Below are 26,616 nucleotides of genomic sequence, written 5' to 3' on the forward strand. Positions count from 1 at the left end.
CACGGCTTTGCATTTTGCGCATCCTCCCTATCTGATATACTCAGCGCCGAGCCACAGGAGCACGGATATGGCCAAAGCACATGCAAAACTCTCGGAACTCGACCCGGTCTGGAAGCAGATCACCGAGGAAGCCAAGGACACGATCGCCCAGGAACCGCTCATGGGCGGGCTGGTTCACAGTTCGATCCTGCACCACAAAACCATCGAATCGGCGCTCGCCTATCGGATTTCTCTGAAACTCGCCTCGAGCGAGATGCCCGAGCAGATCCTGCGCGAAATCTGTGATTGGGCGCTGGCCGCAGATCCCAATATTTCGCTGGCCTCGCGCGCCGATATCGTCGCCGTGAACGACCGTGACCCGGCCTGTGACCGGTTCATCCTGCCTATGCTTTTCTTCAAGGGGTTTCAGGCGGTGCAGGCGCATCGCGTGGCGCATTGGCTCTGGCATAATGAACGCAAGGATATGGCGCGGTTCTTCCAAATGCGCTGTTCCGAGGTGTTTGGCATCGACATTCACCCCGCCGCCCGGATGGGCAAGGGCATCATGATCGACCATGCGCATTCCATCGTGATCGGGGAAACCGCCGTGGTCGGCGACAATGTCTCAATGCTGCATTCCGTGACGCTCGGCGGCACCGGCAAGGAAGAAGAAGACCGCCATCCCAAGATCGGCGACGGTGTTCTGATCGGCGCGGGGGCCAAGGTTCTCGGCAATATCAAGGTTGGCCATTGCTCGCGCATCGCGGCGGGCTCGGTCGTGCTGTCCGAAGTGCCGCCCTGCAAGACGGTGGCGGGTGTTCCGGCCAAGATCGTCGGCGAAGCGGGCTGTGATCAGCCCTCGGTGGCGATGGATCAGCTGCTCGGCGTGCGCTAAGCCCACGATCCACGGATAAGACAAAAGAAAACCGGGCAGCCAAACTGCCCGGTTTTTTCATGTGTGGGCAATGTGCCCCAAGCGTTCAATAGGCCGTGTCGATCAGCGTCGAGAGCGCATTGTGGCGCGGGGTCATGACCGAACGCGCGACGCTGTTTTCCGGCGCGCGCTTGGCATTGCCAAGGGCGAAGGTCACGCCGAAACGCACGGTGTCTTCTTCGACAGAGCCGGCACCGGCGTCCAGATCGCTGCGCGCCAGTTCCAGCGACAGGTTGATCGGTGCGCTGGTGACGGCCGAGAGATCATAGCCAATGCCGACGCCATAGGTCGTCACATCGGTGTTGATCTGATCGGCATCGACGAAATTCACGCCGCCAAAGGCCGAGAAACCGCGCCCAAAGCTATGATCCGCGCCAATACCGATACTGGTGATCTCGAACGATCCGCCGCCCGCGACATCGCCTTCGCTCATCATCCAGTGGCCGCCGATCCGGGTGGCGTCGGCCGGCCGAAAGCGCAGGGTCACGCCGTAATCGGTCCAATCGCCACCACCGTCGACCTCACTGATGCCGAGATGGAATTCGGCGCCAAAACTGTCGTTCACATAGCCGCCATTGAGACCGTAGGAGATCACCTCGGTATCCGTGTTGCCGAGAACCGGACCGGTCGTGTCGAAATTCATGAAATCGCCATAGGCGCCGATGGTCGCGCCCGAGGCCATTTGATAGGCGAAATTCACCCCGAGATCGGTCGTGTCGAAATCGCCCGGCCCTTCCGGGTTCATCTTGGCCAGGGTCGCATCGAGGCCCATCACCCAGCCGTTCTGGAACTGGATCGCGCCGCTGCCATCCAGCGTCAGCGAGTCGATGTCGCCGCCGCCGTTGGAGATCGACCCAAGCCCATAGCCCAAGGTCACCGCGCCCGAAAAATCCTGTGCCTGTGCGGCGGCCGGCAGAGCGGCCAGGGCACAAGCGAAAAATCTACTGCTGTTCAAAGTCTTCACAATGTTCACCGTAAGTTAGTTTGTACCGCACATAATCGTGCGAGACGGCAAGAATCACACACAGCCATAAGTTGCAATTCCCGAAATGCGCCTATTATTTCAGCAAGATGGAGGGTGGCAAAAAAGACTCACTCAGCCCGTTTGAGACGGGGCGTTCAGGTCATCCAAACCGGGTTTCGGCCAATCTTGCCGATCAGGAAATCCATGAACACCCGCACCTTGGGCGAGAGCACATGAGAGCTTGGATAGACGAGCCAGAGCTTGGCCTGATCGTCGAGCTCATAGTCAGGCAAAACCCGGACGAGCGCGCCGGAGCCAAGCTCGGCATGGACGCTCCACAGTGAATTGAGCGAAATGCCCGCGCCCTGCACCGTCAGGAGTTTCTGGCTCAGCCCGTCATCTATGATCACCCGTCCTTTGGAGAGAGCGGGATGATAGCTGCTCTGCCCGCCGTCCTTGTGCAAGAGCGGCCGTGGCCCTTGATCGCGAAACGCGATGAGCCTGTGATCGGCCAGATCCTCCGGCGTCGCGGGCGCACCATGGGTGGCGATATAGGAGGGCGCGGCGCAGAGGATGCGCCGGTCTTCGGCAAGCTTGCGGCCCTTGAGACTGCTGTCCTGAAGCGGGCTGTTGCGCAGCGCCAGATCGAAACTGCCCTCAATGGCGTCGAAGGGGCTATCGGAGAGGCGCAGATCCAGCCTCACCCCGGGGTATTGATCCAGAAACTCCGGCAAGAGCGGCACGATGTAGAGCTGGGCAAAGCTGCTCGGTGCGGCGAAGCGGAGCGTGCCGGCGGCCTGCAGCCCGCCAGACCCGAGCGCCGCGCGCGCGGCCTCTTCCTGTGCCAGGATTTCGCGTGCGAAGGGCAGGAAATCCGCCCCTTCCAGCGACAGCGACACCTTGCGCGTGGTCCGGTGCAGCAATTCCGCCCCGAGCGCCGCCTCGAGCTTGGCCAGCCGGGCGCTCGCCACCGCGGGGGCCAGACCGAGATCCCGGCCAGCAGCGCTGATATTGAGCAGGTCAGCGGCCCGCACGAAGAGCCGAAGCGCGTCGGTGTCCATCGGTGTTTGCCCCGCGATTATATCGAAATACCGAAATCAGAAACAAGGTTGCCCCGGTTTTTATAGGTTTTGCAAGGGATATACTTGGGATCAACGCCTTCCTAAGCGCGCAAATCAAGGACCACCCATGCTCACGCAGACCGATCTTCGCCCGTTTCCAACGCTCAACCCCGGCTATAACCAGATCTTTCGCCCTGGCGAGCTGAGCCTTGGGCTCGTCCTGCCTATTGAGCGCTATGACCAAGGCCCGGTGCCCAGCATGGAGCGGGCGACCGAACGGGCGCAGCTTGCCGAGACGCTTGGGTTCAGGGCGCTCTGGCTGCGCGACGTGCCTTTCAACGTGCCGAGCTTTGGCGACGCCGGGCAGCTCTATGATCCGTTCGTCTATCTCGGCTATCTCGCGGCCCAGACCCGCGACATCACCCTTGGCGTGGCAAGCATCGTCCTGCCGCTGCGCCATCCGGCGCATGTGGCCAAGGCGGCCGCCAGCGTCGATCAGCTCTCGGGTGGGCGGCTGGTGCTCGGGGTGGCGTCGGGCGACCGGCCCGAGGAATACCCTGCCTTCGGCATGGGCTATGAGGATCGTGGCGAAAGGTTTCGCGACAGCTTTGATTATATTCGCGCGATGGGGGGCGACTATCCCGAGGGGATCTTTGACCAAGGGGCCTTTTCCGGGCAGATTGATATGCTGCCCAAACCGGTGACTGGCCGCATCCCGATGTTGATCACCGGGGCGAGCCGGCAGAGCCCGGATTGGATTGCCAGCCATGGCGACGGTTGGATGACCTATCCGCGCAACGCCACGGCGCAAGGCCAGATCATCGACGCCTATCGCGGCAACCTCGCCGCTTTGGGCGACACCGACCGGCCCGTGATGCAGTCGCTCTATGTCGATCTGGTCCCGGATGCGGATGCCGCGCCTCAGCCCATTCACCTCGGGTTTCGCTCCGGGGTCACCTATCTGCGCAAGTACCTCCGAGACTTGCGACAGCTTGGCGTGAACCACGTGGCCCTCAACCTGCGGCTCAATCAGGCCGAGACCGAGGGCACGCTCGAACGGATCGCAGAAACGTTGCTTCCTGAATTTCACCAGTGAAAGGGTATCTCATGACCAAGACCATTCTCATCACCGGGGCCACCGACGGGATCGGCCTCGAAACCGCGCGGCATCTGGCGGCGGAGGGTCACAGCCTCATCCTGCACGGGCGGAGCGCGGCCAAGCTCGACGCCGCACGGGACAAGATCGGCGGCACCACCTCCGGCTATCTCGCCGATCTGTCCGATCCGGCAGGGACGCTCCGGCTGGCCCGTGACATCGCCCGGGATCACGACGCGATCGATGTGATCATCAACAATGCGGGCGTCTACAAAATCCCCGATCCGGTGACCAAAACCGGTCATGATCTTCGGTTTTTGGTGAACACCATTGCCCCCGAAATCCTGACCCGCGAATTGCTCTCGACGCTTGGCGAGAATGGGCGCGTGGTGAACCTGTCGTCGGCCGCACAATCGCCCGTCGATCTGGAGGCATTGGCCGGGCGCAAGCGGCTCGCCGATTTCGAGGCCTATGCCCAGAGCAAGCTCGCCCTGACCATATGGTCGCGAGAAATGGCCGCGAAGCATCGCAACGGTCCAGTATTCGTGGCGGTGAACCCCGGCTCTCTTTTGGCCTCGAAAATGGTCAAGGACGGGTTTGGCGTGGCCGGCAAGGACCTGGGCATCGGGGTGGATATTCTCGCACGCGCCGCCTTGTCGGATAGCTTCGCCCTGGCCTCGGGGAAATACTTTGACAATGACATTGGCGAATTCACCCCGCCGCATCCCGCAGCCTTGGATGATCAAAATTCGGCCAAAGTCTATGATCAGATCGTCCAGCTCGCCAAGGAGCTTGGCGGGGCATAGACGGCGAAACTCAACGTCGCAGATGTTGAGACGAAACCCGACAAACTCGCATTTGCGTGGCCCTGTTTGTCGGGCCACCCACAAAGAAAACGCGCCGCAGGCCAAGGCCCGCGGCGCGTCAAATCTTTGGCTTAACAACCTATTTCAGGCGAGCATCACCATCGGATTCTCGAGGTTCTGCACGATGGCATCGAGAAGCTGCGCCCCCAGCGCCCCGTCGATCACCCGGTGATCCACGGACAGGGTGACCGACATCACGGTCGCCACGCTGAGCTCGCCATCCGCGCCAACCACCGGTTTTTTGACCCCGGCGCCGACGGCGAGGATCGCCCCATGCGGCGGGTTGATCACGGCATCGAAATTGTCGATCCCGAACATCCCGAGGTTGGAAATGGCAAAGCTGCCGCCCTGGTATTCATGCGGCGCGAGCTTGCGGTCGCGGGCCCGGCTGGCGAGGTCCTTCATCTCTGACGACAGGGCCGACAGCGATTTCATCTCGGCGTCCTTGAGAACCGGGGTAAAGAGCCCGCCCTCAATGGCCACGGCCACGGCCACATCTGACGGCTTGAGCTGAAGCACCCGGTCCCCGGCCCAGACCGCATTGGCGGCGGGAACGGATTGCAGGGCCAGCGCGCAGGCCTTGATGATGAAGTCATTGACCGACAGCTTGACCGAACGCGCCTCAAGCTGCTTGTTCAACTGACCGCGGAACTTGAGCAGCGCATCGAGGCGGATATCGCGCCGCAGGTAGAAATGCGGGATCGATTGCTTGGCCTCGGTGAGACGCGCGGCAATCGTCTTGCGCATCCCGTTGAGCGGGATTTCCTCGTACTCGCGCCCCTCGTACATGGCGATGACCTGCGAGCTGCTCGGGCCCGTGGCGGCAGGGGCGGCAGCGGCCGGGGCAGCTGCAGGCTGATCCTTGGCCGCGGGTTTGGCGGCAGAAGGCTGCGCGTTCTCCACATCGGCTTTGACGATGCGGCCACGCGGACCAGAGCCGCTGATCTGCGACAGATCGAGCCCCTTGTCCGCCGCGATGCGCCGGGCCAGCGGCGAGGCAAAGATGCGCTCGCCATCAGCCTTGGGCGCGGCTGGCGCCGCCGACGCAGCCGGGGCCGCCTCGGGTTTGGGCGCGACGTCGGATTTCGGCGCCTCGGCTTTGGGCTCAGCGGCAGGCGCGCTGGCCTCACCGATGTCATCGGCGCTTTCGCCCTCTTCGAGCAGCACAGCGATAGGCGTGTTGACCTTGACCCCTTCGCTACCCTCGCCGACGAGGATCTTGCCGATGACGCCCTCGTCCACGGCCTCGAACTCCATCGTGGCCTTGTCGGTTTCAATCTCGGCCAGCAGATCACCGGAAGAGACGGTATCGCCTTCCTTGACCAGCCATTTGGCAAGCGTGCCCTCTTCCATCGTGGGCGAGAGGGCGGGCATGAGAATTTCTGTAGGCATCGCTCTCTCCTTACTTGTAAGTCACTTTGCGCACCGCCTCGATCACCTCGGCAGTCGATGTCAGTGCCAGTTTCTCAAGATTGGCGGCATAGGGCATCGGAACATCCTTGCCCGTGCAGTTGATGACCGGCGCATCGAGATAGTCGAAGGCGCGCTCCATCAGCGTGGCCGAGATATGGTTGCCAATGGAGGCCACCGGCCAGCCCTCTTCGACGGTCACACAGCGGTTGGTTTTCATCACGCTGGCGATGACCGTGTCGTAATCGATGGGGCGCAGGGTACGCAGGTCGATCACCTCGGCGCTGATCCCGTCCTCGGCCAATTTCTCGGCCGCGTCGAGCGCATAGGTCATGCCGATGCCAAAGCTCACGATGGTCACATCCTCGCCTTCGCGCCAGACACGGGCCTTGCCGAAGGGAATGGTGAAATCATCGAGCGCGGGCACCTCGAAGGATTTGCCATAGAGAATTTCATTCTCGAGGAAGACCACCGGGTTGGGATCGCGGATCGCCGATTTCAAAAGCCCTTTGGCATCTGCCGCCGAATAGGGCTGTACGACCTTGAGGCCGGGCACCTGGGCGTACCATGCGGCATAGTCCTGGCTGTGCTGGGCCCCGACGCGAGCGGCGGCGCCGTTGGGCCCCCGGAACACGATGGGACAGCCGAGCTGGCCGCCGGACATGTAATTGGTCTTGCCGGCCGAGTTGATGATCTGGTCAATCGCCTGCATGGCAAAGTTCCAGGTCATGAATTCGACGATGGGCTTGAGCCCGCCCCAGGCGGCCCCGACCCCGATCCCGGCAAAGCCATGCTCGGTGATCGGCGTGTCGATGACCCGTTTCGAACCAAACTCGTCGAGCAGGTTCTGGGTGATCTTATAGGCGCCCTGATATTCGGCCACCTCTTCGCCCATGACAAAGACGGTCTCGTCCGAGCGCATCTCTTCGGCCATGGCTGAATTGAGCGCCTCGCGCACGGTCATCGTTTTCATCGGCGTCCCCTCGGGCCAGTCCGGCTCGGTATTTGGGGCGAGGTTTTCGGCTTCGGCGGCGGGTGCCTTGGCTTTGGCCGGCGCAGGCTTGGCCGCGTCCTCGGACTTGGGGGCCTCAGCCGGTGCGGCGCTGGCCTCGCCGATGTCATCGGCGCTTTCGCCCTCTTCGAGCAGCACCGCGATGGGCGTGTTGACCTTGACCCCTTCGCTGCCGTCTCCGACGAGGATCTTGCCGATCACCCCTTCGTCCACGGCCTCGAACTCCATCGTGGCCTTGTCGGTTTCAATCTCGGCGAGGATATCGCCGCTCGATACGGTGTCGCCCTCTTTGACGAGCCATTTGGCGAGCGTGCCCTCTTCCATGGTCGGGCTCAGCGCGGGCATCAGAATTTCAGTTGGCATAATCAGTTACTCCCGCTCACGCTTCGACGTAGATGTCAGTCCACAGCTCCGAGACTTCGGGCTCTGGGCTGGTCTTGGCAAATTCGGCGCTCTCGTTGACGATGGATTTGATCTCCTTGTCGATCGCCTTGAGATCGTCCTCGGTGGCGTGCTTGCCCTGCAAAAGCAGCTCGCGCACATGTTCGATCGCGTCCATTTCGTCGCGGACCTTCTGCACCTCGTCGCGGGTCCGGTATTTGGCCGGGTCCGACATCGAATGGCCGCGATAGCGGTAGGTCTTGACCTCGAGAATATAGGGCCCCTTGCCCGAGCGGCAGTGCGCCACGGCCTTTTCGCCCGCTTCTTTCACCGCGAGCACATCCATCCCGTCGACTGCCTCGCCGGGGATGCCGAAGGCCGCGCCACGGGTGTAGATATCGGGGCTCGAGGTCGAGCGCTTCTGCGAGGTGCCCATGGCATATTGGTTGTTCTCGATCACGAAGATCACCGGCAGCGACCAGAGCGCCGCCATGTTGAACGTCTCGTAGACCTGACCCTGGTTCGCGGCGCCATCGCCGAAATAGGTAAAGGTGACGTTATCATTGCCCTTGTACTTGTCCGCAAAGGCAAGCCCCGCGCCCAGCGGGACGTTCGCGCCCACGATGCCGTGACCGCCATAGAAATGCTTGTCGCGGCTGAACATATGCATCGAGCCGCCCTTGCCTTTGGAATAGCCGCCTTCGCGCCCGGTCAATTCGGCCATGACGCCGTTCGGGTCCATGCCACAGGCCAGCATATGGCCGTGATCGCGATAGGTGGTGATGCGTTTGTCACCCTCTTTGGCGGCGGATTCGAGACCGACAACAACCGCCTCTTGACCGATGTAGAGATGGCAGAACCCGCCAATCAGCCCCATCCCGTAAAGTTGACCTGCCTTTTCCTCGAATCGGCGGATCAGCAGCATGTCTCGGTAAAATCCTTTCAGCTCGTCAGCTGAAACATTTGGCTTCTTTGGCTTTTTCGGGGTGGCCATGAACGGGCATCTCCTCGGCTACACAAATGGTTTAGCATTAAACTATCCATACACGATCAGGCCCCGCGTTGCGAGTATGTAATTGCACAACGCTGCAATCAGGCGCGTCTGCGCGCAATCAGCCGTGCCATATCGAGCATCCGGCAGGAGAAACCCCATTCGTTGTCGTACCAGCCAAAGACCCGCAGCAAACCGCCTGTGGAGACCGACGTTTCATGCCCGCAGAGGATCACCGATTCAGACCGCCCCCGCAGATCGCTCGAAACCAGCGGCTTACGCGTATAGCCAAACACCGGCCCGGTTTTCGACGCCGCCTCCAGCACCGTGTTCACCTCGGGCACTGTAACTGCCACCTCGGTGTGCAACGTGAGATCGATGGCGGACACGCTGGCGGTGGGCACGCGGATGGCACGCGCTTCGATCCGGCCCTTGAGCTTGGGCAGCACAAGCCCCGTCTGATGCTGAGCCGAGGTGGTCGTGGGCACCATCGACAGGGCCGCGGCCCGGCTGCGTTCCGGCGCGCCGCGCGGCTTGTCCACCGTGGGCTGGCTGCCGGTGTAGCAATGGACCGTGGTCATCTGGCCGCTGATAATACCGAACGCGTCGTCCAAGAGCCGCGCCAGCGGCGCCAGCGCATTGGTGGTGCAAGACGCGTTGGAAATGATCCGCTCGGACCCCAGCGCCGCGTCATTTGCCCCCAGGACCAGCGTGATATCCGCCTCGGCCGAGGGCCCGGAGACCAGAACCGCCCCGGCCCCGGCGGCAAGGCCGCGTTCGGCCACCGGCCGCGCGCCGGCCATGCCGGTACATTCCAGCACGAGATCGACGCCGGATAGGTCGAGCGCGCTCAGATCGGGAGCGGCCAGAAAGGGGATGCTGCGCCCGTCGACGATCAGCGTTTCGGGACCGGTTTCGACCGTACCGGACCACGGGCCAAAGACGCTGTCATATTCAAAGAGATAGGCGCAGGTTTCCAAAGGCTCGATCTCGTTGATCAGGACCAGCTCGAAATCCTGCCCCTCGCGCAACAGGATGCGGAGGATGGCGCGGCCAATACGTCCAAACCCGTTGAGCGCGATGCGGATGGGCGGCTGTGCCATGACGATTCTCCCGGTCTTTTGACGTCTGATGTCAAATCGCTAGCGCATCGCCCCCGGCAACACCACCGGCAACACCGGATGAGGCATCTTGCCCGAAGCAGGGCCATGCTCTATGTCCGCCACATGCTCGACGATGCCGACGATATTCATCCGCTCTTTCACGGAGCCCCCCGCAGCACCGAGTTTCGGAAGCTGCGCAAACGCATCGTGCGACAGACGCGCGAGGCGATTGAACAGTTCGGCATGATCGAACGGGGCGCGCGCTGGCTCGTCTGCCTGTCGGGCGGCAAGGACAGCTATACTCTGCTCGCCGTGCTGCACGAGCTGAAGTGGCGCGGGCTCTTGCCGGTCGAAATCCTCGCCTGCAATCTCGATCAGGGGCAGCCCGGCTTTCCGGCGACGGTCCTGCCCAAGTTCCTCGAAGACATGGGCGTGCCGCACCGGATCGAGTATCAGGACACCTATTCTGTCGTCATGGACAAGGTCCCCGAGGGGCGGACCTTCTGCGCGCTCTGCTCGCGGCTGCGGCGCGGTCATCTCTATCGCATCGCCCGCGAAGAAGGCTGTAGCGCCGTGGTGCTGGGCCATCACCGCGATGACATGCTCGAAACCTTTTTCATGAACCTCTTTCACGGCGGGCGTCTGGCGACGATGCCGCCCAAGCTGGTCAATGAAGAGGGCGATCTCTTTGTCTATCGCCCGCTGGCCTTTGTGGCCGAAGAGGATTGCGAGAAATTCTCGCGGGCCATGCAATACCCAATCATTCCCTGCGACCTTTGCGGAAGCCAGGACGGGCTGCAGCGCCAGCAGGTCAAGAAAATCCTCGACGGTTGGGAGGCCAACCGCCCCGGCCGCCGCCAGGTGATGTTCCGCGCGCTGATGAACGCGCGCCCCTCGCATCTTCTCGATCCCAAGCTCTTTGATTTCGCCGGGCTGATGCGTGATCCGGACAAGATCGACGAAAATTCTAACGATATTCCCTCGCTCCGTTAAGCGCGCCTTGAGCCGCAAATGCTATCCCCGTGCAGCGATGCCGCGGCCCCGTGTTTCCCGCACGGCTGCGGGGTCGGCTGACCACCGGGGACCATGCGATGCCTTTGCGCCTGAGGGATTTGATCGACGACTGCTATGAGCGCCTCTATCCCGTTCTGACCGGGCCGCCGATGCTTGCCTTTCTGCCCGCCTTGGTGCTGGCGGGCTATTGGCTCGGGGGTGAACTGGTTCTCGTGGGGTTGGCGCTCGGCTCACCCGTGATCCTCGTGCTCATCGGCCTGCTGCGCCCGGGTGACGAGGATGGGCTGCGCATTGAGCGGCGTCTTCGCAATAGTGACAGCTTTGCCGACATGCTCGGGACCATGGTGCAAGCCGCGGCGCAATCCTCACGACACACCGGCTGTTTGCTCATCGCCCCCGATGAGCCGGAGGCGCTGCGCGCCCGGCTGGGCGAGGCAGAATTCACCACCGTGATGCAACAGATACATGATCGCGTCGCCTCGGTCGTCCGAGGCCGCGATCAGGTCCGGCGTCTGGGCGAGGACCGCATCGGTGTCGCAATGGCACCGGTTCATCGCCTCTCGCATGGCAATGCGCTGCACCTGGCAAACCGGCTGCACGCCGCGCTCGAGCCGCATTTCCCGCTCGGCGGTGGCGGCCAGCGCATCTATGTGGCGATCGGCCTCGCCCTCGCCTCAGATGTCGAGGATGCGGGCGGCGGCGCGCTCAGAGCAAGCGCTGGCACTCGCCCGCAAGCACCCGCCCGGCGCCCTGCGCATCTATGCCCAACGGGCCCCGTCCGGCGGACGTGTGGACCTGCCGCAGCTGTCCGACATTCTCGCAGGTCTCGACCGCAGTGAATTCACGCCGTGGTATCAGCCGCAGATTTCGACAGATACAGGACAGGTGTCGGGCATCGAGGCGCTGGCCCGATGGCACCGGGGCAAAGACACGATCATGACGCCAGCCGGCTTTGTCGGCGCGCTGGAAAAGGCGGGGCAAATTCCCCGGCTCGACGAACAGATACAGATCCGCGCCCTCGCGCAATGGGCCAATTGGCAGGCTTCCGGCCTCGACATCCCGCAGCTCACGCTCAACCTCTCGTCGCAAACCTTGGGGCAGGTTGATCTCGCGCAACAGCTGGAATGGACCTTTGATCAGTTTGGCGTGGAGCCCGGGCAAATCTGCCTTGATCTGCCCTATGCCATAGCAGCCCAAACCCGCGCCACGGAACTGATCACAACACTCGCCCGATTGCACCAGATGGGATGCCAGCTCGATCTCGATGACTTTTCCGCCAGCGCATTCGACACAGAGCACCCGCTTCATGAGCACATCACGCGGCTCAAACTCTCGGCAAACCTGACCCACAACATCGCCTGGGATACAGCGGCCCAAAGACGCCTCACCGACCTGATCGAAACCTGCGAACCGCGCGGCATAGAGATCCTTGCCAAGGGCGTCGAGACACCGGAAGACCACGCCATTCTGGCGCAATTGGGCTGCCGTCACATTCAAGGCTTTGTCGTGAGCGCCCCCATGCCGGGCCCCGACTGCGCCCGCTGGCTTGCCGCGTATGGCACCACCCGCGCCGATCTGCCCGAAGTGGGCTGATTGGGCGAGTGACCGCCCGCATCAGAGTCCTTGGCGCGGTAGCCCCCCCGGCACAGGGCGCAGCCAATTCGCGCCCTATCGCCGCAATACAAGGGGAATCCCCTTGACCTTTGGGCCTCTACTCTGTTGAACCGCCGGGAACGCTTCAAACAGATGGACGATCCGGCGCAATGGACGATCAAAACAAGAACCTCATTCTCGCGAGTATTCTGAGCCTTCTGGTGATCATCATCTGGACGGTGCTGTTCCCCGCCGCCGAGACGGATCTTCCCGCAGACACGGTAACGACCACGACTTCTGCACCGGCGGGCGACACCGCATTGACCCCCGGCAGCGCTGGCGGCGAGGTCAGCACCGGCACAACCGCCCCGGCAGAGCCCCTCCCCGAGAGCGCCCCGCGCGTCGCGGTCGAAACACCGTCGGTCACCGGCTCGATCTCGCTGCGCGGCGGACGGCTCGATGAGCTGGCACTCAACAATTACCGCGAAAGCCTCGATCCCGGTGCCGAGATCGTCACCCTGCTCAACCCGACGGGCAGCTCCAGCCCCTATTACGCGCTCTTCGGCTGGGCCCCGGGCACTGGTCTCGACAGCGATTCCGTCCCCGGCGCCAACACGCTCTGGTCGGTGGAATCGGGCGAAACGCTGACCCCCGACAGCCCGGTCACCCTGCTTTGGGAGAACGGCCAAGGCCTCACCTTCCGCCGCGAAATCAGTGTCGATGCGAAATATATGTTCACCATCCGCCAGACGGTCGAGAACACCGGCGACGCCGCCCCGGTTCTGGCCCCCTACGGGATCATTGCGCGCCACGGCGAACCGGCGGACCTCAAGAATTTCTTCATCCTGCACGAAGGCGCGGTGCAGATGGCGGATGGCGAGCTCAACGAGATCGACTACGACGATTTCGAAGGCGCTGGAAACCACACACCGCTGAAAGTCGCCACAAATGGCTGGACCGGCTTTACCGATCACTACTGGATGACCACCCTGATCCCGCGCGGCGAAACCGGGTTCGACCTGTCGACCTTCCAGGACCCGCGCCGCAACATCTATCAGACCACCGTCAAACAGCCCGCGATCACCCTCGAACCGGGTCAGACCGCCGAGGCCACGACCCAGCTCTTTGCCGGTGCCAAGGAATGGGAAACCATCCGCAACTATCAAAACAAGGGCGGCGTCGACAAGTTTCTCGACTCGATCGATTGGGGTTGGTTCTTCTTCCTGACCAAACCGATCTTTGCCCTGCTGCATTGGCTCAATCAGCAAATCGGCAACATGGGCTGGTCGATCATCGCCCTGACGCTGATCATCAAACTGGTGCTGCTGCCGCTGGCCTATAAATCCTACGTCTCGATGGCCAAGATGAAGGAACTGCAGCCGCAGATGGAAAAGATCAAAGAGCGTGCAGGCGACGACCGTCAGGCGCTTCAGAAAGAGATGATGGCGCTCTACAAGAAGGAAAAGGTCAACCCGGCCTCCGGCTGTCTGCCGATCCTTCTGCAGATCCCGATCTTCTTCTCGCTCTACAAGGTGATCTTCGTCACGCTCGAACTGCGCCACGCGCCTTGGATCGGCTGGATCCGCGACCTTTCGGCCCCTGATCCCTCGTCGCTCTATAACCTCTGGGGTCTGCTGCCCTGGAACGCGCCCGAGCCCGGCTCGCTGCTGGCGCTGATCTTCATCGGTATCCTGCCGCTCTTGCTCGGTATCTCGATGTGGCTGCAGCAAAAGCTGAACCCGGCGCCCACCGACCCGACGCAAAAGATGGTTTTCGCCTGGATGCCCTGGATCTTCATGTTCATGCTCGGCAGCTTTGCCAGCGGGCTCGTGGTCTACTGGATCGCCAACAACACGATCACCTTTACCCAGCAATACGCCATCATGCGCAGCCAAGGGTACAAACCGGACGTGTTCGGCAACATCAAGTCGGGCTTCAAGCGTACACGCAAAACCGACGAAAAGAAGTGATGAAACTGGCCGCTCTCTGGCGACACCCGATCAAGTCGCATGGCCGTGAGACCCTGACCGAGGTCACGCTGAGCCCGGGGCAAACCATGCCCTGGGACCGGCGCTGGGCGGTGGCGCATGAGGCGGCCAAAATCGATGGCGACGGCTGGGCCCATTGCGCCAATTTCTCGCGCGCCGCCAAAGAGCCCAGCCTCATGGCGATCACCGCGACAAGTGACGAGGCCGAAAACCGCGTGACCCTGCGCCACCCGGACCTCGCCCCGCTGCGCTTTGATCCCGACAATGAAGCGCAGGCCTTTCTCGACTGGATCCGCCCCATGATGCCCGAGGGCCGCGCCCAGCCTGCGCGGATCGTGCGCGCCCCCGGACGCGGCATGACCGATAGCGATTTCCCCTCGATCAGCCTGCTCAACCGCGCCTCGCATGACGCGGTCGCGAGCCATTTGGGCCGCGAGGATCTGTCGATGGAACGCTGGCGCGGCAATCTCCATATTGAGGGCGCCGAAGCTTGGGAGGAATTCTCCTGGCTCGGGCGCAGCCTGCGCATCGGCGAGGCCGTCCTTGATATCCGCGAACGCATCACGCGTTGCATGGCCACAACGGCCAATCCGGCCACCGGCGAGCGCGACGCAGACACGCTCGGCGCGCTGCGCGACGGCTTTGGGCATCAGGAATTTGGCGTCTACGCCGTGGTGCGCCAAGGCGGCACGCTGCGCCGAGGCGATACGGTCGAGGTACTCTGACATGGCGCTCCCCTTCCCTCTCGTCGAAGAACCGGACCCCCAGACCCTTGAACGCGGGCGCAAGCTCTTCCTTGGCGAGGTCGACTTTCTCAAAGGCGTCGTCGCCATGTCCGGCCTGCCGCCCGCCGACCGGATCGAGGTCTGTTTCGCCGGCCGCTCAAATGTCGGTAAATCGAGCCTGATCAACGCGCTGACCGGCCGCAAGGCGCTGGCCCGCGCCTCCAACACACCGGGCCGGACCCAAGAGGTGAACTTCTTCACCATGGCTGACAGCCATTATCTCGTCGACCTGCCCGGCTATGGCTATGCCAATGCGCCGTTGCCCATCGTGGCCAAATGGCAAGCGCTGCTCAAATCCTATCTCTCGGGCCGCGCCAACCTGCGCCGCGCCTTTGTGCTCATCGATGCGCGCCACGGCGTCAAAGCCGTCGATGAAGAGATCATGGCGCTGCTCGACAGCTCTGCTGTGACCTTCCAGACCGTGCTGACCAAGGCTGACAAGGTCAAAGAGGCCGAACGCGAGAAGATACTGACACAGGTGCGTAGCCGCCTTGCCACCCATCCCGCCGCCTTCCCCGAGCTGATCGTCACCTCGAGCGAAAAGGGCTGGGGCATCCCCACCCTGCGCGCCACGATCGCGAGCCTCGTCTGACGCCCCGGCTCTTTCTGGTTTCAAATACCCCTGCGCCGACGCCCGCCCGACACAGGGCGGCCCCTGAGGTGCGCCCCTTTTGGCTTCCCCTTGCAAGCGCGCGGGCTTGCGGCGATAAACGGCCAAACAAGGATCACCGAGATGAAGACACGCCCTATGAACCGTGACTGGATTGCCACCGCCCGCACGCTGAGCGAGGCCCTGCCCTACCTGCAGCGCTATGACGACGCCATCGTCGTGATCAAGCTCGGCGGTCATGCCATGGGCAGTGACGAGGCGATGGAGACCTTCGCCCGCGACGTGGTGCTGATGCGTCAGGTCGGCGTGAACCCGGTGGTCGTCCATGGCGGCGGGCCGATGATCAACGAGATGCTCGGCCGTCTCGACATTCAGTCCGAATTCGTCAACGGCAAGCGCGTCACGGATGAGGCCACGATGGAAGTGGTCGAGATGGTCCTCTCGGGCCGCGTGAACAAGCGGATTGTCGCGGCGATCAATGCGCAGGGCGGCCGCGCGGTGGGGCTCTCGGGCAAGGATGCGAACCTCGTCACCTGCACCCCGGCCAATCCCGAACTGGGGCTCGTCGGCGATCCGACCAAGGTCGATCCCTCGATTCTGCACACGCTTTTCCGAGACGACATGATCCCGGTGATCGCCCCCTTGGGCGCGGGCGAGAACGGCGAAACTTATAATATCAACGGCGATACGGCCGCGGGGGCGATTGCGGCGGCGTTGCGGGCGGATCGGTTGTTGTTGTTGACGGATATCGATGGGGTGCGGGATGCGGAGGGTCGGGTGATTACCGAGCTGACGGCGCAGGACATTCACGATCTCGTCGCGGATGGCACGATTGCGGGCGGTATGATTCCCAAGACCGAGACCGCACTGGCGGCGATCGAGGGCGGCGTGCGCGCGGTTGTGATCCTCGACGGGCGGGCACCCAATGCGCCGCTGCTCGAGCTCTTCACCGATCACGGGGCCGGTTCAATTATCCGTGCAAAGTGACGGCTTTGCTTGCGTGACACGCCGGGCCGCCTAAGGTCTGCCCATGCAAAACGAAGCCCTCATCCGCCTCGGCGTCTTCCTCGGCCTCTTCGCGCTCTTCGCGCTGATCGAGGCCTATGCGCCCCGGCGCGCCCGCGTGCAACCACGCGGCAAGCGCTGGCTAACCAATTGGTCTATCGTCATAATCTCGACCCTCGCCCTGCGGGCCTTGGCCTTTGGCCTGCCCCTCTTGGCGGTGGGTGCGGCTATCGATGCCGAGGCGCAGGGGTGGGGTATCTTCAACGCCCTAGCCCTGCCCTATTGGGTCGAGGTGGTCGTCGCGATCCTGCTCTTGGATCTGGCGATCTGGACGCAGCATCTGGTGACCCACAAGGTGCCGCTCTTGTGGCGGCTGCACCGGGTGCACCATGCGGATAGGGATGTGGATGTGACCACGGCGATCCGGTTTCACCCGGTGGAAATCGCCCTGTCGATGCTGCTCAAGATCGGCTTGGTCTATCTTCTCGGCCTGCCCGCGCTGGCGGTGATCCTCTTTGAAATCATCCTCAACGGGACGGCGATGTTCAACCATTCCAACCTGAAATTGCCTGTCGGTATCGAGGCGGTATTACGTCGGTTTCTCGTCACCCCTGATATGCACCGGGTTCACCACTCGATTCACCGCGACGAACATGACAGCAATTACGGCTTTGCACTCTCGATCTGGGACCGTATCTTTGGCACTTACATCCCGCAGCCGCGGGGCGGGCATGACGGGATGACGACCGGGCTGCAGTGGCAGGACGAGCGGCCCGCGAAATTGGGGTGGAGCCTATGGTTGCCGTTCAGGCGCAAGTGACTTTCGACAGCATCGCGGAGCGCGCCGCCAAAGAGCGTCTCGCCGTGATGTGCGCGCTGCATGAAAAAGGCGACACGATCCTGCTATTGGGGCCGGAGGCGGATTTCTGGACCCTGTTCAAGACCTCGCCCGAGTATCAGGACAAGACCCCCGATCCGATGGACCGCTGGTCGTCGCGGGTGATCACCGCCATCGCCGAGGAGATCGGGGCCGAGCCGCTCTTTCCCTTTGGCGGGCCGCCCTATCAGCCGTTCCTGCGCTGGGCGCTGCGGTCGGGCTGGGCCTGGTCGAGCCCGGTGGGGATGCTGGTCCATGACCGGGCGGGGATGATGATTTCGTTTCGCGGCGGATTGCGGATCGCGGGCGAGATGGATCTGCCCGCGCCGCCCAAGGCCGCGCCATGCGAGAGCTGCGAGGACAAGCCCTGCACCACCGGATGCCCGGTGGGGGCGCTGAGCGACCAGCATTTCTACAAGGTCGATGACTGCTATGATTACCTCGACACGCTGCCCGGCGCGATCTGCCGCAAGGGCGGCTGTCGGGCGCGGCTCGCCTGTCCGGTGAGCGCAAAATTTGACCGCGACCCGGCGCAATCGGCGCTGCATATGTCCTATTTTCACCGAAAGTGATGGTCACAGGTTTTTGTGAGGGAATGAGTAAATGCCAAAGCGATTGATCCTGATGCGCCATGCCAAGAGCAGCTGGAACCATCCCGGGCTTGAGGATCACGACCGCCCGCTGAACGACCGGGGGCGGCAATCGGCGCAGGCGCTGGGCGTCTGGCTGCGGGCGCAGGGCTATGTGCCGGATGCGATCCTGAGCTCGACCGCCACCCGCACGCGCGAGAGCGCCGCGATGCTCGGCTTTGACGATGTGCCGGCCACATTCACCCATGATCTCTATCTCGCCGATGCGGGCGACATGATCGCCACGCTGCGCAAGGCCGAGGGCGACTGTGTGCTGCTGCTGGGCCATAATCCGGGCATCGCCTGGCTTGCCGAGCTGTTGGTGGCGCGCCCGCCCGCCCATGGGCGTTTTGCCGATTACCCGACGGGGGCGACGCTGGTCGCGGATTTCGGGATCGACGCCTGGGCCGAGCTAGAGCCCGAGACCGGCAAGGTGGTGAATTTCACCGTGCCGCGCGATCTGTTGGCCTAAGCCGCCCGCCACCAATCACAGCCGCAAAAGAAAACGCGCCGCAGAGGGCGGCGCGTTTCCGTTTTGACAAAGAGCACTGGCCGATCAGTGGCTGATCAGTGTCCGAGGATCTGGCTGAGGAACAGCTTGGTCCGGTCGCTCTTGGGGTTGTTGAAGAACTCTTCGGGTTCGTTCTGTTCGACGATCTGGCCTTGGTCCATGAAGATGACCCGGTTCGCCACCTGACGGGCAAAGCCCATCTCATGGGTCACGCAGAGCATGGTCATGCCTTCCTCGGCGAGCTCGATCATCGTGTCGAGCACCTCTTTGATCATCTCGGGGTCGAGCGCCGAGGTGGGTTCGTCAAAGAGCATGATCCGCGGCTTCATGCAGAGCGAGCGGGCAATCGCCACACGCTGTTGCTGACCACCCGAGAGCTGGCCGGGGTATTTGTTGGCCTGATCGGGGATCTTCACCTTTTCGAGGAAATGCATTGCCGTATCGACGGCCTCTTTGCGCGGCACCTTGCGCACCCAGATGGGCGCGAGGGTGCAGTTTTCGAGGATGGTCAGATGCGGGAAGAGGTTGAAGTGCTGAAAGCACATGCCCACTTCGCGGCGGATCTTGTCGATGTTTTTCAGGTCCGACGTCAGTTCGGTCCCATCGACGATGATCTGCCCCTGCTGATGTTCCTCGAGCCGGTTGATGCAGCGGATCATCGTCGATTTCCCCGAGCCAGACGGCCCGGCGATGACGATCCGTTCGCCTCGGTTCACGGTCAGGTTGATGTCACGCAACACATGGAACGAGCCGTACCATTTGTTCATGTTGGTGATCTGGATCGCGATCTCGTCCGAGATCTGCATTTTGGAGCGATCGATTTCGCGGTCGGTAACAAGATCAGACATAGCGTGATCTCCTTAATTATGGCCAGTCTGAAGCTTGCGCTCCAGGTACATGGAGTAACGGGACATCGAGAAACAGACGATGAAGAACAGGAACGCGATGAACGCGAAGAGTTCCCAATAGATACCGTTCCACGCGGTGTCCGCCCGGATGGCGTTGCTCAGTCCGATGACGTCGAAGAGACCGATGATCGACACAAGGGTGGTGTCCTTGAAGATGCCGATGAAGGTGCTCACGATGCCGGGGATCGAGATTTTCAACGCCTGTGGCATGATGATGAGGCGCTGCGCCTGCCAGTAGTTGAGGCCGAGACTGTCGGCGCCCTCATACTGGCCCTTGGGCAGGGCCGCGAGACCACCCCGGATCACCTCGGCCATATAGGCCGCGGCAAACAGGGTCATCATGATCATCACGCGCAGGATGATATCGAAATTCGTGCCGGGCGGCAGAAAGAGGTTCAGCAGAAGCGACGCCACGAAGAGCAGCGTGATCAGCGGAACGCCCCGGATGAATTCGATGAAGCCGACGCAGATCGCCTTGACCAGCAGCAGGTCGGACTGACGGCCAAGCGCCAGCACGATGCCGATGGGAAGCGAACAGCCGATGGCCACGATGCCGAGCAGGATCGCCAGCATGAAGCCGCCGAACTTGCGGCTCTGCACCGCCTCGATGCCGATGGGCATGAGGTCTGTCAGCGCCCCGGTGATCAGGCCGGAGAGGCCGAACCACCAGATCACCGGCAGCAGCACCGCCGCGATGATCGCCGCCAAAGAGCCCGCGATAGGTTCGAGGATCTTGTAGGCGTAGTAGCCGATGACAAAGCCCAGTGCCGCCGCGATCGGCCCCCAGATCGACCCGCCCCAGAGGAGCCAGGGCATCACGAAGGGATAGAGCGCGGTGACAATGAGCATCTTGCGCGGCAATTGTTCAGAGAACAGCACCGGCGCCATGGCCACCAAGGTCAGCACGAAGGCGAGGTTCACCCGCCAGTAGAGGTGATCGGGGTAGAACCCATAGAGCAGCTGTAGCCAGCGCTCCTTGACCACGCCCCAGCAGGCATGACCATGGGTGTCGCCCCAGGTGGCGTTCATGATCTCGCGGCACTCGTTGAGCGACCCCGCGTTCCACACCGACTGAAACAGCCAGGGCAGCAGCCCGGACATCACATAGGCGATGAAGAGAAGCGCGATCACCGTCAGGATCGAGTTGGCGACGCTGGAGAACAGGTTCTTGCGCAGCCAGCCGACGAAACCGATGGTCGTGGCCGGCGGCTCTTGTTCGGGCAGCATGTCTGTCCGGACAAAGGCGATGGCGCGGGCTGCTTCGGAATGTGTATCGCTCATATTACCGCTCCACCAATTTAACGCGCGAGTTGTACCAGTTCATCACCGCCGAAATGGAGAGCGAGATGATCAGGTAAGCCAGCATCAGCATGAGAACCGATTCGAGCTCGCGCCCGGTCTGGTTCATGGTGATCCCGCCAAGCGTCCCGGTGATGTCCATGTAGCCCACGGCAATCGCCAGCGACGAGTTCTTGGTCAGGTTGAGATAGTTCGAGATCAGCGGCGGGATGATCACCCGCAGCGCCTGTGGCAGGACCACGAGGCTCATGATCCGCTTGGGCCGCAGACCCAGCGCACCGGCGGCTTCGGTCTGGCCGTGGCTGATGGCGAGGATACCGGCGCGGACGATCTCGGCGATAAAGGCCGCCGTATAGAGCGACAGGGCCAGCCAGAGCGCGGTTAGCGAGTTGCGCAGATGGGTGCCGCCCTGGAAGTTGAAGCCCTTCAGCTCGGGATAGCCGAGGTGAAAGCCCAGCGCGATGAGCAGCACGATCAGCGGCACGAAGAAGATGCCGAGATTGACATGCCATGTGGTGGGCCGCAGGCCGGTGCTGTTCTGGATCGCGGTGGCGCGGGCGTTGACCTTCTTGATGGCGAAGATGCTCGCGATGATCACCAGCACGATGGCCAGCAGATCGAGCGACAGATCCATCCGCAGCGGGCTATCGCCGAGCAGATGCACATCGCCAAGCGACCGCGAAAACAGCGGCTCGGGGATATAGACGCCGCGGTTGGTGACGGCGACCGAGTCAAAGAAGCTCATGCTTGCGGTGGCGTTGTCGCCCCGGAAATCCTTCGGACTTGGCAGGCTTTCGATGAGCACCGCCATGGCGAGGACGATCCAGAGCAGGACCGGCACGTTGCGGAAGACTTCCACATAGACGGTCATGATCTTGGCCACGAGCCAGTTCTTGCTCAGCCTGAGAACCCCCACGAAGACCCCGAGGATCGTCGCGGCGATACAGCCCAGAAAGGCCACCAGAAGCGTGTTTGTGAGGCCGATAAAGGCGGCGCGCAGATGGGTGTCGCGGTTGTTATAGTCGAGCAGGCGCTGGTTGATGTCATATTGCGCAGGTTCGAGCAGGAAACCGAATTGAACCGGTTTGCCGAGGGTTTGCAGGTTGGTGATCGTGTTGCTGATCAGCCATGCCCCGAAAAGCATGAAACCGAGCAGGGCAACGGCCTGTATGGTGAAAGATCGATACCGCGTATCGTAGATCAGCATAGACAGGCGGAACGACTCCCGAGCAGGGTCGGTCATTGCAGTCATATGGAGTATCCCCGTGTTCCGGCCCGGTTGTTATTGTGTCGCGTTTACGCAGCGAATGGGTCCGGTTTTTTATTGGTACTGAGCGCAAAAGGGCGCGACCGTGGCCGCGCCCTTGGCAAGGAACTTAGCGGAACGGCGGCGAGTAGAGCAGGCCACCATCGGTCCACTGGGCGTTCAGACCACGCGCCAGACCGACCGGCGAGTTCTCACCGATGTTCTTCTCGAAGAGTTCGCCGTAGTTGCCACCGGCTTGAACAGCTTTGACAGCCCAGTCGGCGTCGAGGCCGAGCATTTCACCCAGGTTGCCCTCGGTGCCCAGCAGGCGGTTGACTTCGGGGTTGTCGCCAGCTGCGGCCGACAGTTCGCCGATGTTGGCGCTGGTGATGCCCAGCTCTTCGGCGGCGATCAGCGCGTTCAGCGTCCAGCGGACAACATCGCCCCATTCGTCATCGCCGTGACGGACCAGCGGGCCGAGCGGCTCTTTCGAGATGATTTCGGGCAGAACGACGTGATCTGCGGGGTTTTCGAACGAGGCGCGTGTGGCGGCGAGGCCCGACGCGTCCGTGGTGTAGGTGTCGCAGGCACCAGCAAGATACTGCTGCTGACCTTCGGCGTTGGTTTCGATCGGCACCGGCTCATAGCTGATGTTGTTGGCGCGGAAGAAGTCCGCGAGGTTCAGTTCGGTGGTGGTGCCGGTCTGGATGCAGACGGTGGCGCCGTCGAGTTCCTTGGCCGAGCTCACGCCCAGTTCTTTCGGAACCATGAAGCCTTGGCCGTCATAGTAGTTCACGCCGACGAAGGTGAACTTGAGGTCCACGTCGCGCGAGAAGGTCCAGGTGGTGTTACGGGCCAGAAGGTCGATCTCGCCCGAAGCCAGTGCAGTGAAGCGGGTCTTGCCGGTGGTCGGTACGAATTCGACTGCGTCCGGGTCACCCAGAACGGCAGCGGCTACAGCGCGGCAAACGCCAACGTCGAAACCATCCCAACGGCCGTTTTCGTCCGGTGCTGCAAAACCGACAAGACCGGTGGTCACGCCACAGTTCAGCTTGCCGCGCGCTTTGACATCGTCAAGCGTACCAGCAGCTGCAGCGCCAGCCGCCAGGCCGGCGACAGTCAGCGCGCCAAGAAATACGGATTTTTTCATGTTTACCTCTTCCTGATTTTCCGCCCTCTCCCAAAGGCGGTTTTTTTTCCGACCTGATAGGGCCGGCCGATGTTCAGAAGGGTGGTCCCCTCCGATAGGCGCAAGTTTGGAAGGATTCATCTTCAAAGGTCAAGTACTGCATCACCAAAAACAATGATTTACGCCAGCGCTTTACCATAGGGAAACCGGTTTGAACGCGAGGGTTTACGCCCCGCAGGTTCAGCGCCGCGAGAGCTGATAGAGCCGCGCCGCGTGCAGGAATGCCCGCTGTTTTGTGGCCGCCAATTCGCTCGCCTCTTCGTCCTCACCCCATTGTTCTATCTGCCAATCTTCGTCGAGACGCGACAGGGTCCAGAGGGTTTCGGGCGGGGCAATTCCGCGCTGTGCAGCGAGGCCGAGAACTAGAGAACCGGAGAGGCTCACCAGATCGTGAAGGGCGGTCAGCGCATAGATGTCCTGCGCCATGACTTCGGCCCGCAAAGCGGCCACGGCCGCCGGGTTCTGGGGCTGATGGACGACCCCCGCCACCGGAACCAGCCGCGCCGATAGGTCCGATTCGGCCCAGTCGAGATAGGGATCCCATGCCGCCGACTGCCGCTCGACCAGCTCGGTCGGGCTGTCGGCGCGGTAGCAGAGCAGGTCGCTGTCGCAATAGGCGGCAATCATTTCAGCCACTTCATCCTTTTGCACGGCCACCTTGTCGATGGCGGCATTGGCGCTGCGGGTGAAGGGCATCGAGAGCGGGTTGATCTCTTCGTCCTGCGCCTGCCATTCGGCGGCGACCTCTTGGGCGAGCGCCTCGGTCGGCAGAATCAGCGGGCGTTTCGCCGGGGTGCGCACCGGGCGGCCGTCGAGATGCACGGTGAACCCGTCCTCGGCGCTCTCGACGCTGCTGTCTTTCCAAAACCGTCTGGCTTTCCATTCGCTCATATCTCGGTCCCCCAAAACCCGTTCAGAACCCCCGGCAGATCGTTGAAATCTTCGATCAACGCATTGGCCTGGCTCAGTCTTTCTGCCGGGTGATAGCCCCAGCTCACCGCCACCGACCGCACCCCGGCGGCCTGGGCCATTTCCATGTCAAAGACCGTATCGCCCACCATCACCGCCTCGTCCGGGGCGACGCCCGTCTCGGACAGCGCCGCGAGGATCATCGCCGGATGCGGCTTGGACGGGTGGTGATCGGCGACCTGCTGGGTCACGAAGAAATGCCGCATGTCATGGCCTTCGAGCAGCTTGTCGAGGCCGCGCCGCGATTTGCCGGTGGCCACGCCGAGCAGGATCTCGGGCACCGCGTGCAGCCGGTCCAGCATCTCGCGCGCGCCGGGATAGAAGGGCGAGCTCTGCGCCGCGCCGACCTTGGCGCGCAGCGCGACATAGGCGTCCTTGTACCATTCGACCATGTTGAGGCGCAGCGCCGAGGGCGCGCCCGCGGCGAGCCTCTCAAACGCCTCGGGCAGCGACAGGCCGACGATGCCGAGCACCTCGTCGCGGGCCGGCACTGGCAGCTCGGCCCGGTCGAACGCCTGCCCCATGGCGGCGAGAATATCCATCTGGCTGTCGACGAGCGTGCCATCCACGTCGAAGATCACCAGCCGCAGGGGGGCGTCGCTCATTCCTGTTCCTCGAACGGGTCTTCGGGCACATCGGCGGCGCGCCACTGGAACAGATCCCAGGTGCGGGCCATGTGATCGGGCAGCGGCGCGGTCAGGTGCAGCCGCGCGCCGGTGGCCGGGTGCCGGATGGTGAGTGAGCGGGCATGAAGATGCAGCTTGCGGCTGACATCGCCACCGAGCTGGGCGCCCCAGCCATCGCCGAGGTTTTCCTGCCCCGAGCCACCGTATTTGCCGTCACCGACGATCGGGTGGCCCAGCTCGGCCATATGGGCGCGCAGCTGATGGGTGCGGCCGGTGACCGGCACCAGCGCCATCCAGGCGGTGCGCTGGCCGGCGTTCTCGAGCACGGCATAATCGCTCGTCGCGTGTTTCGCGCCGGGGGTGTTGTCGACCTCGCGCGGGTGGATGCAGAGCATCTTCTCGCCCTCGCCGCCCTTGCCATGGCCCGGCGCCTTGACCAGCCCGTATTTCACCGTGCCCATGCGCGGCAGCGGCACGCCTGCGACGGCGGCCCAGTAGATCTTGCGCGTGTTGCGGTGGCGGAAAGCGGCAGTGAGATCGGCGGCCATCTGGCGGGTGCGGGCGAGGATCAGAACACCCGAGGTGTCCTTGTCGAGCCGATGCACCAGCCGGGGCTTTTCGTCGAGATCAAAGCGCAGCGCCTCGGCCAGCCCATCGACATGACGCGTCTGTTTCGAGCCACCCTGCACCGGCAGGCCCGGCGGCTTGTTCAGCGCAATGATGTGATCGTCGCGGTAGATCACCGCGGCCCGGATCATCGCCGCATCCTCATCGCTCACCCGCGAGCGGGGACGGGGCGGCGCAGCCTTGTCTTCGCTGTCGTCGGGCGCCGGGATCGGCGGGATCCGCACGCTCTGGCCGACCTGCAGCCGATGCGAGGATTTGACCCGCCCGCCATCGACGCGCAGCTCGCCCTTGCGGCACATCTTTTCGATGCGGCCCTGGCCGAGATGCGGAAACAGCCGCCGCAGCCAGCGGTCGAGCCGCTGATCGGCATCCGCCGGGGTGATTTCCAATGTCTGTACGCCGCTCATGCCCAGAGCCCCCGTGCCAATGCTACACCCAGACCCATCGCCGCCAGTGACAGAACCACCGACAAGGCCACATAAAGAAAGGCTGAGCCCAATTGCCCCCGCTCGAACAGCGTCAGCGTCTCGAGCGAAAAGGCCGAAAACGTGGTGAACCCGCCCAGAAGGCCGGTCATCACGAAGAGGTTCCATTGCTCATACCCGCGCAGAAAGGCGAAGATCACAAACAGCCCCATCAGGAAGGAGCCGAGCACGTTGACCGTGAGGATCGCCACGGGAAAGCTCGGCCATGGCACGAGACGCGTCAGGGCAAGCCCTGTTCCGAACCGAAGCGCGGCTCCGATGGCGCCGCCCAATGCGACCTGAAGAAATGACATGATCATGGCCGCGTCTGTCGCTTGCAGGCCCCGGTTTGTCAAGCAAAGCAAGGGGGAGGTGGCGACAATAGGGCCGGGAATCCGGGGAACGAGCCGCGAAACCCGGTGCCGAGGCTTGACAGAGGGGCGTCGCGGCGGTGATAGCGCTAAAGGTAGCCGCAATTC

General features: G+C 62.8%; 27 protein-coding genes. 13 read left to right on the forward strand and 14 right to left on the reverse strand.

The genetic code is table 11. The annotated features are described in order from the left end of the window. Positions 1 to 67: 67 nt before the first annotated feature. A complete protein-coding gene (cysE, locus tag WA237_RS03135; RefSeq protein ID WP_009813067.1) occupies positions 68 to 874 on the forward strand; it encodes a serine O-acetyltransferase in 807 nt (268 codons plus the stop codon). A gap of 85 nt (positions 875 to 959) precedes the next feature. Here the strand turns inward: cysE and WA237_RS03140 are convergent, their stop codons facing one another. Next, complete coding sequence (locus WA237_RS03140) at positions 960 to 1,790, reverse strand: hypothetical protein (protein ID WP_336096646.1); 831 nt, start codon at positions 1,788 to 1,790, stop codon at positions 960 to 962. Between the two features lie 242 nt (positions 1,791 to 2,032). Further along, positions 2,033 to 2,938 (reverse strand): LysR family transcriptional regulator, encoded by a 906-nt coding sequence (locus WA237_RS03145; RefSeq protein ID WP_336096647.1) that lies wholly within the window; start codon positions 2,936 to 2,938, stop codon positions 2,033 to 2,035. A gap of 127 nt (positions 2,939 to 3,065) precedes the next feature. Between WA237_RS03145 and WA237_RS03150 the strand changes: the two genes are divergently transcribed. Then, complete coding sequence (locus WA237_RS03150; protein ID WP_336096648.1) at positions 3,066 to 4,034, forward strand: LLM class oxidoreductase; 969 nt, start codon at positions 3,066 to 3,068, stop codon at positions 4,032 to 4,034. A gap of 11 nt (positions 4,035 to 4,045) precedes the next feature. Further along, on the forward strand, positions 4,046 to 4,840 hold the full coding sequence (locus WA237_RS03155) for an SDR family NAD(P)-dependent oxidoreductase (RefSeq protein WP_336096649.1): 795 nt from the start codon (positions 4,046 to 4,048) through the stop codon (positions 4,838 to 4,840). Positions 4,841 to 4,984: 144 nt separating this feature from the next. Here WA237_RS03155 and WA237_RS03160 read toward each other — a convergent pair whose 3' ends face one another. The 4 genes from WA237_RS03160 to WA237_RS03175 all read right to left on the reverse strand — a co-directional run bounded on the left by WA237_RS03160 (position 4,985) and on the right by WA237_RS03175 (position 9,797). Next, a complete protein-coding gene (locus WA237_RS03160; protein ID WP_336096650.1) occupies positions 4,985 to 6,292 on the reverse strand; it encodes a pyruvate dehydrogenase complex dihydrolipoamide acetyltransferase in 1,308 nt (435 codons plus the stop codon). A 10-nt stretch (positions 6,293 to 6,302) separates the two neighbouring features. Continuing rightward, positions 6,303 to 7,685 (reverse strand): pyruvate dehydrogenase complex E1 component subunit beta, encoded by a 1,383-nt coding sequence (locus WA237_RS03165; protein ID WP_336096651.1) that lies wholly within the window; start codon positions 7,683 to 7,685, stop codon positions 6,303 to 6,305. A gap of 16 nt (positions 7,686 to 7,701) precedes the next feature. Further along, entirely contained in the window at positions 7,702 to 8,697 is a 996-nt protein-coding gene (pdhA, locus tag WA237_RS03170; RefSeq protein ID WP_336096652.1) for a pyruvate dehydrogenase (acetyl-transferring) E1 component subunit alpha, read from the reverse strand. Between the two features lie 98 nt (positions 8,698 to 8,795). After that, the gene (locus WA237_RS03175; protein WP_336096653.1) at positions 8,796 to 9,797 is read right to left on the reverse strand and encodes a type I glyceraldehyde-3-phosphate dehydrogenase; all 1,002 of its coding nucleotides are present in this window, start codon (positions 9,795 to 9,797) and stop codon (positions 8,796 to 8,798) included. A gap of 123 nt (positions 9,798 to 9,920) precedes the next feature. On the opposite strand from WA237_RS03175, the gene ttcA reads away from it, so the two are divergent. The 10 genes from ttcA (at position 9,921) to WA237_RS03225 (ending at position 18,770) form a co-directional block, all read left to right on the forward strand. Continuing rightward, positions 9,921 to 10,790 carry a tRNA 2-thiocytidine(32) synthetase TtcA gene (gene ttcA / locus WA237_RS03180; RefSeq protein ID WP_286909781.1) on the forward strand — a complete coding sequence of 290 codons (870 nt, stop codon included), beginning with the start codon at positions 9,921 to 9,923 and terminating at the stop codon, positions 10,788 to 10,790. Positions 10,791 to 10,888: 98 nt separating this feature from the next. After that, positions 10,889 to 11,650: a diguanylate cyclase domain-containing protein gene (locus WA237_RS03185; RefSeq protein WP_336096654.1), complete on the forward strand. Its 762-nt coding sequence runs from the start codon at positions 10,889 to 10,891 to the stop codon at positions 11,648 to 11,650. Further along, positions 11,601 to 12,404 (forward strand): EAL domain-containing protein, encoded by an 804-nt coding sequence (locus WA237_RS03190; RefSeq protein ID WP_336096655.1) that lies wholly within the window; start codon positions 11,601 to 11,603, stop codon positions 12,402 to 12,404. Before WA237_RS03185 ends, WA237_RS03190 begins: the two co-directional genes overlap by 50 nt. 170 nt (positions 12,405 to 12,574) lie before the next feature. Then, positions 12,575 to 14,374: a membrane protein insertase YidC gene (yidC, locus tag WA237_RS03195; RefSeq protein WP_336096656.1), complete on the forward strand. Its 1,800-nt coding sequence runs from the start codon at positions 12,575 to 12,577 to the stop codon at positions 14,372 to 14,374. Continuing rightward, positions 14,374 to 15,117 carry an MOSC domain-containing protein gene (locus WA237_RS03200; protein WP_336096657.1) on the forward strand — a complete coding sequence of 248 codons (744 nt, stop codon included), beginning with the start codon at positions 14,374 to 14,376 and terminating at the stop codon, positions 15,115 to 15,117. The genes yidC and WA237_RS03200 overlap by 1 nt, the downstream gene beginning before the upstream one ends. 1 nt (position 15,118) lies before the next feature. Next, positions 15,119 to 15,769: a ribosome biogenesis GTP-binding protein YihA/YsxC gene (yihA, locus tag WA237_RS03205; protein ID WP_336096658.1), complete on the forward strand. Its 651-nt coding sequence runs from the start codon at positions 15,119 to 15,121 to the stop codon at positions 15,767 to 15,769. 141 nt (positions 15,770 to 15,910) lie between these two features. Further along, positions 15,911 to 16,774 (forward strand): acetylglutamate kinase, encoded by an 864-nt coding sequence (argB, locus tag WA237_RS03210; protein ID WP_083780905.1) that lies wholly within the window; start codon positions 15,911 to 15,913, stop codon positions 16,772 to 16,774. Positions 16,775 to 16,817: 43 nt separating this feature from the next. Then, positions 16,818 to 17,612 carry a sterol desaturase family protein gene (locus WA237_RS03215; RefSeq protein WP_336096659.1) on the forward strand — a complete coding sequence of 265 codons (795 nt, stop codon included), beginning with the start codon at positions 16,818 to 16,820 and terminating at the stop codon, positions 17,610 to 17,612. Continuing rightward, entirely contained in the window at positions 17,588 to 18,241 is a 654-nt protein-coding gene (locus tag WA237_RS03220) for a ferredoxin (protein WP_246557308.1), read from the forward strand. Before WA237_RS03215 ends, WA237_RS03220 begins: the two co-directional genes overlap by 25 nt. 31 nt (positions 18,242 to 18,272) lie before the next feature. Next, a complete protein-coding gene (locus WA237_RS03225) occupies positions 18,273 to 18,770 on the forward strand; it encodes a SixA phosphatase family protein (protein ID WP_336096660.1) in 498 nt (165 codons plus the stop codon). Positions 18,771 to 18,865: 95 nt separating this feature from the next. Here the strand turns inward: WA237_RS03225 and WA237_RS03230 are convergent, their stop codons facing one another. The 8 genes from WA237_RS03230 to crcB form a co-directional block, all read right to left on the reverse strand. Then, positions 18,866 to 19,657: an amino acid ABC transporter ATP-binding protein gene (locus WA237_RS03230; protein WP_040617875.1), complete on the reverse strand. Its 792-nt coding sequence runs from the start codon at positions 19,655 to 19,657 to the stop codon at positions 18,866 to 18,868. Positions 19,658 to 19,669: 12 nt separating this feature from the next. Continuing rightward, positions 19,670 to 20,998 (reverse strand): amino acid ABC transporter permease, encoded by a 1,329-nt coding sequence (locus WA237_RS03235; protein ID WP_216015191.1) that lies wholly within the window; start codon positions 20,996 to 20,998, stop codon positions 19,670 to 19,672. Between the two features lies 1 nt (position 20,999). Continuing rightward, positions 21,000 to 22,268, reverse strand: a complete 1,269-nt coding sequence (locus WA237_RS03240; protein ID WP_336096661.1) for an amino acid ABC transporter permease — start codon at positions 22,266 to 22,268, stop codon at positions 21,000 to 21,002. 124 nt (positions 22,269 to 22,392) lie between these two features. Beyond that, positions 22,393 to 23,412, reverse strand: a complete 1,020-nt coding sequence (locus WA237_RS03245; RefSeq protein ID WP_336096662.1) for an amino acid ABC transporter substrate-binding protein — start codon at positions 23,410 to 23,412, stop codon at positions 22,393 to 22,395. Positions 23,413 to 23,631: 219 nt separating this feature from the next. Beyond that, positions 23,632 to 24,342, reverse strand: a complete 711-nt coding sequence (locus WA237_RS03250) for an ATP12 family chaperone protein (protein ID WP_336096663.1) — start codon at positions 24,340 to 24,342, stop codon at positions 23,632 to 23,634. Beyond that, a complete protein-coding gene (locus WA237_RS03255) occupies positions 24,339 to 25,025 on the reverse strand; it encodes an HAD-IA family hydrolase (protein WP_336096664.1) in 687 nt (228 codons plus the stop codon). The genes WA237_RS03250 and WA237_RS03255 overlap by 4 nt, the downstream gene beginning before the upstream one ends. Further along, the gene (locus WA237_RS03260) at positions 25,022 to 26,080 is read right to left on the reverse strand and encodes an RluA family pseudouridine synthase (RefSeq protein ID WP_040617877.1); all 1,059 of its coding nucleotides are present in this window, start codon (positions 26,078 to 26,080) and stop codon (positions 25,022 to 25,024) included. The genes WA237_RS03255 and WA237_RS03260 overlap by 4 nt, the downstream gene beginning before the upstream one ends. Continuing rightward, complete coding sequence (gene crcB, locus WA237_RS03265; protein WP_009813093.1) at positions 26,077 to 26,457, reverse strand: fluoride efflux transporter CrcB; 381 nt, start codon at positions 26,455 to 26,457, stop codon at positions 26,077 to 26,079. The genes WA237_RS03260 and crcB overlap by 4 nt, the downstream gene beginning before the upstream one ends. Positions 26,458 to 26,616: the final 159 nt, after the last annotated feature.

The organism is Roseovarius sp. CH_XMU1461 (assembly GCF_037027165.1).
GTDB lineage: Bacteria > Pseudomonadota > Alphaproteobacteria > Rhodobacterales > Rhodobacteraceae > Roseovarius > Roseovarius nubinhibens.

Coding starts and splice junctions, on each gene's coding strand:
- cysE (WP_009813067.1), top strand. CDS start 68: ATGGCCAAAGCACATGCAAAACTCTCGGAACTCGACCCGGTCTGGAAG.
- WA237_RS03145 (WP_336096647.1), bottom strand. CDS start 2,938: ATGGACACCGACGCGCTTCGGCTCTTCGTGCGGGCCGCTGACCTGCTC.
- WA237_RS03150 (WP_336096648.1), top strand. CDS start 3,066: ATGCTCACGCAGACCGATCTTCGCCCGTTTCCAACGCTCAACCCCGGC.
- WA237_RS03155 (WP_336096649.1), top strand. CDS start 4,046: ATGACCAAGACCATTCTCATCACCGGGGCCACCGACGGGATCGGCCTC.
- WA237_RS03160 (WP_336096650.1), bottom strand. CDS start 6,292: ATGCCTACAGAAATTCTCATGCCCGCCCTCTCGCCCACGATGGAAGAG.
- WA237_RS03165 (WP_336096651.1), bottom strand. CDS start 7,685: ATGCCAACTGAAATTCTGATGCCCGCGCTGAGCCCGACCATGGAAGAG.
- pdhA (WP_336096652.1), bottom strand. CDS start 8,697: ATGGCCACCCCGAAAAAGCCAAAGAAGCCAAATGTTTCAGCTGACGAG.
- WA237_RS03175 (WP_336096653.1), bottom strand. CDS start 9,797: ATGGCACAGCCGCCCATCCGCATCGCGCTCAACGGGTTTGGACGTATT.
- ttcA (WP_286909781.1), top strand. CDS start 9,921: ATGCTCGACGATGCCGACGATATTCATCCGCTCTTTCACGGAGCCCCC.
- WA237_RS03185 (WP_336096654.1), top strand. CDS start 10,889: ATGCCTTTGCGCCTGAGGGATTTGATCGACGACTGCTATGAGCGCCTC.
- yidC (WP_336096656.1), top strand. CDS start 12,575: ATGGACGATCAAAACAAGAACCTCATTCTCGCGAGTATTCTGAGCCTT.
- WA237_RS03200 (WP_336096657.1), top strand. CDS start 14,374: ATGAAACTGGCCGCTCTCTGGCGACACCCGATCAAGTCGCATGGCCGT.
- yihA (WP_336096658.1), top strand. CDS start 15,119: ATGGCGCTCCCCTTCCCTCTCGTCGAAGAACCGGACCCCCAGACCCTT.
- argB (WP_083780905.1), top strand. CDS start 15,911: ATGAAGACACGCCCTATGAACCGTGACTGGATTGCCACCGCCCGCACG.
- WA237_RS03215 (WP_336096659.1), top strand. CDS start 16,818: ATGCAAAACGAAGCCCTCATCCGCCTCGGCGTCTTCCTCGGCCTCTTC.
- WA237_RS03220 (WP_246557308.1), top strand. CDS start 17,588: ATGGTTGCCGTTCAGGCGCAAGTGACTTTCGACAGCATCGCGGAGCGC.
- WA237_RS03225 (WP_336096660.1), top strand. CDS start 18,273: ATGCCAAAGCGATTGATCCTGATGCGCCATGCCAAGAGCAGCTGGAAC.
- WA237_RS03230 (WP_040617875.1), bottom strand. CDS start 19,657: ATGTCTGATCTTGTTACCGACCGCGAAATCGATCGCTCCAAAATGCAG.
- WA237_RS03235 (WP_216015191.1), bottom strand. CDS start 20,998: ATGAGCGATACACATTCCGAAGCAGCCCGCGCCATCGCCTTTGTCCGG.
- WA237_RS03240 (WP_336096661.1), bottom strand. CDS start 22,268: ATGACTGCAATGACCGACCCTGCTCGGGAGTCGTTCCGCCTGTCTATG.
- WA237_RS03245 (WP_336096662.1), bottom strand. CDS start 23,412: ATGAAAAAATCCGTATTTCTTGGCGCGCTGACTGTCGCCGGCCTGGCG.
- WA237_RS03250 (WP_336096663.1), bottom strand. CDS start 24,342: ATGAGCGAATGGAAAGCCAGACGGTTTTGGAAAGACAGCAGCGTCGAG.
- WA237_RS03255 (WP_336096664.1), bottom strand. CDS start 25,025: ATGAGCGACGCCCCCCTGCGGCTGGTGATCTTCGACGTGGATGGCACG.
- WA237_RS03260 (WP_040617877.1), bottom strand. CDS start 26,080: ATGAGCGGCGTACAGACATTGGAAATCACCCCGGCGGATGCCGATCAG.
- crcB (WP_009813093.1), bottom strand. CDS start 26,457: ATGATCATGTCATTTCTTCAGGTCGCATTGGGCGGCGCCATCGGAGCC.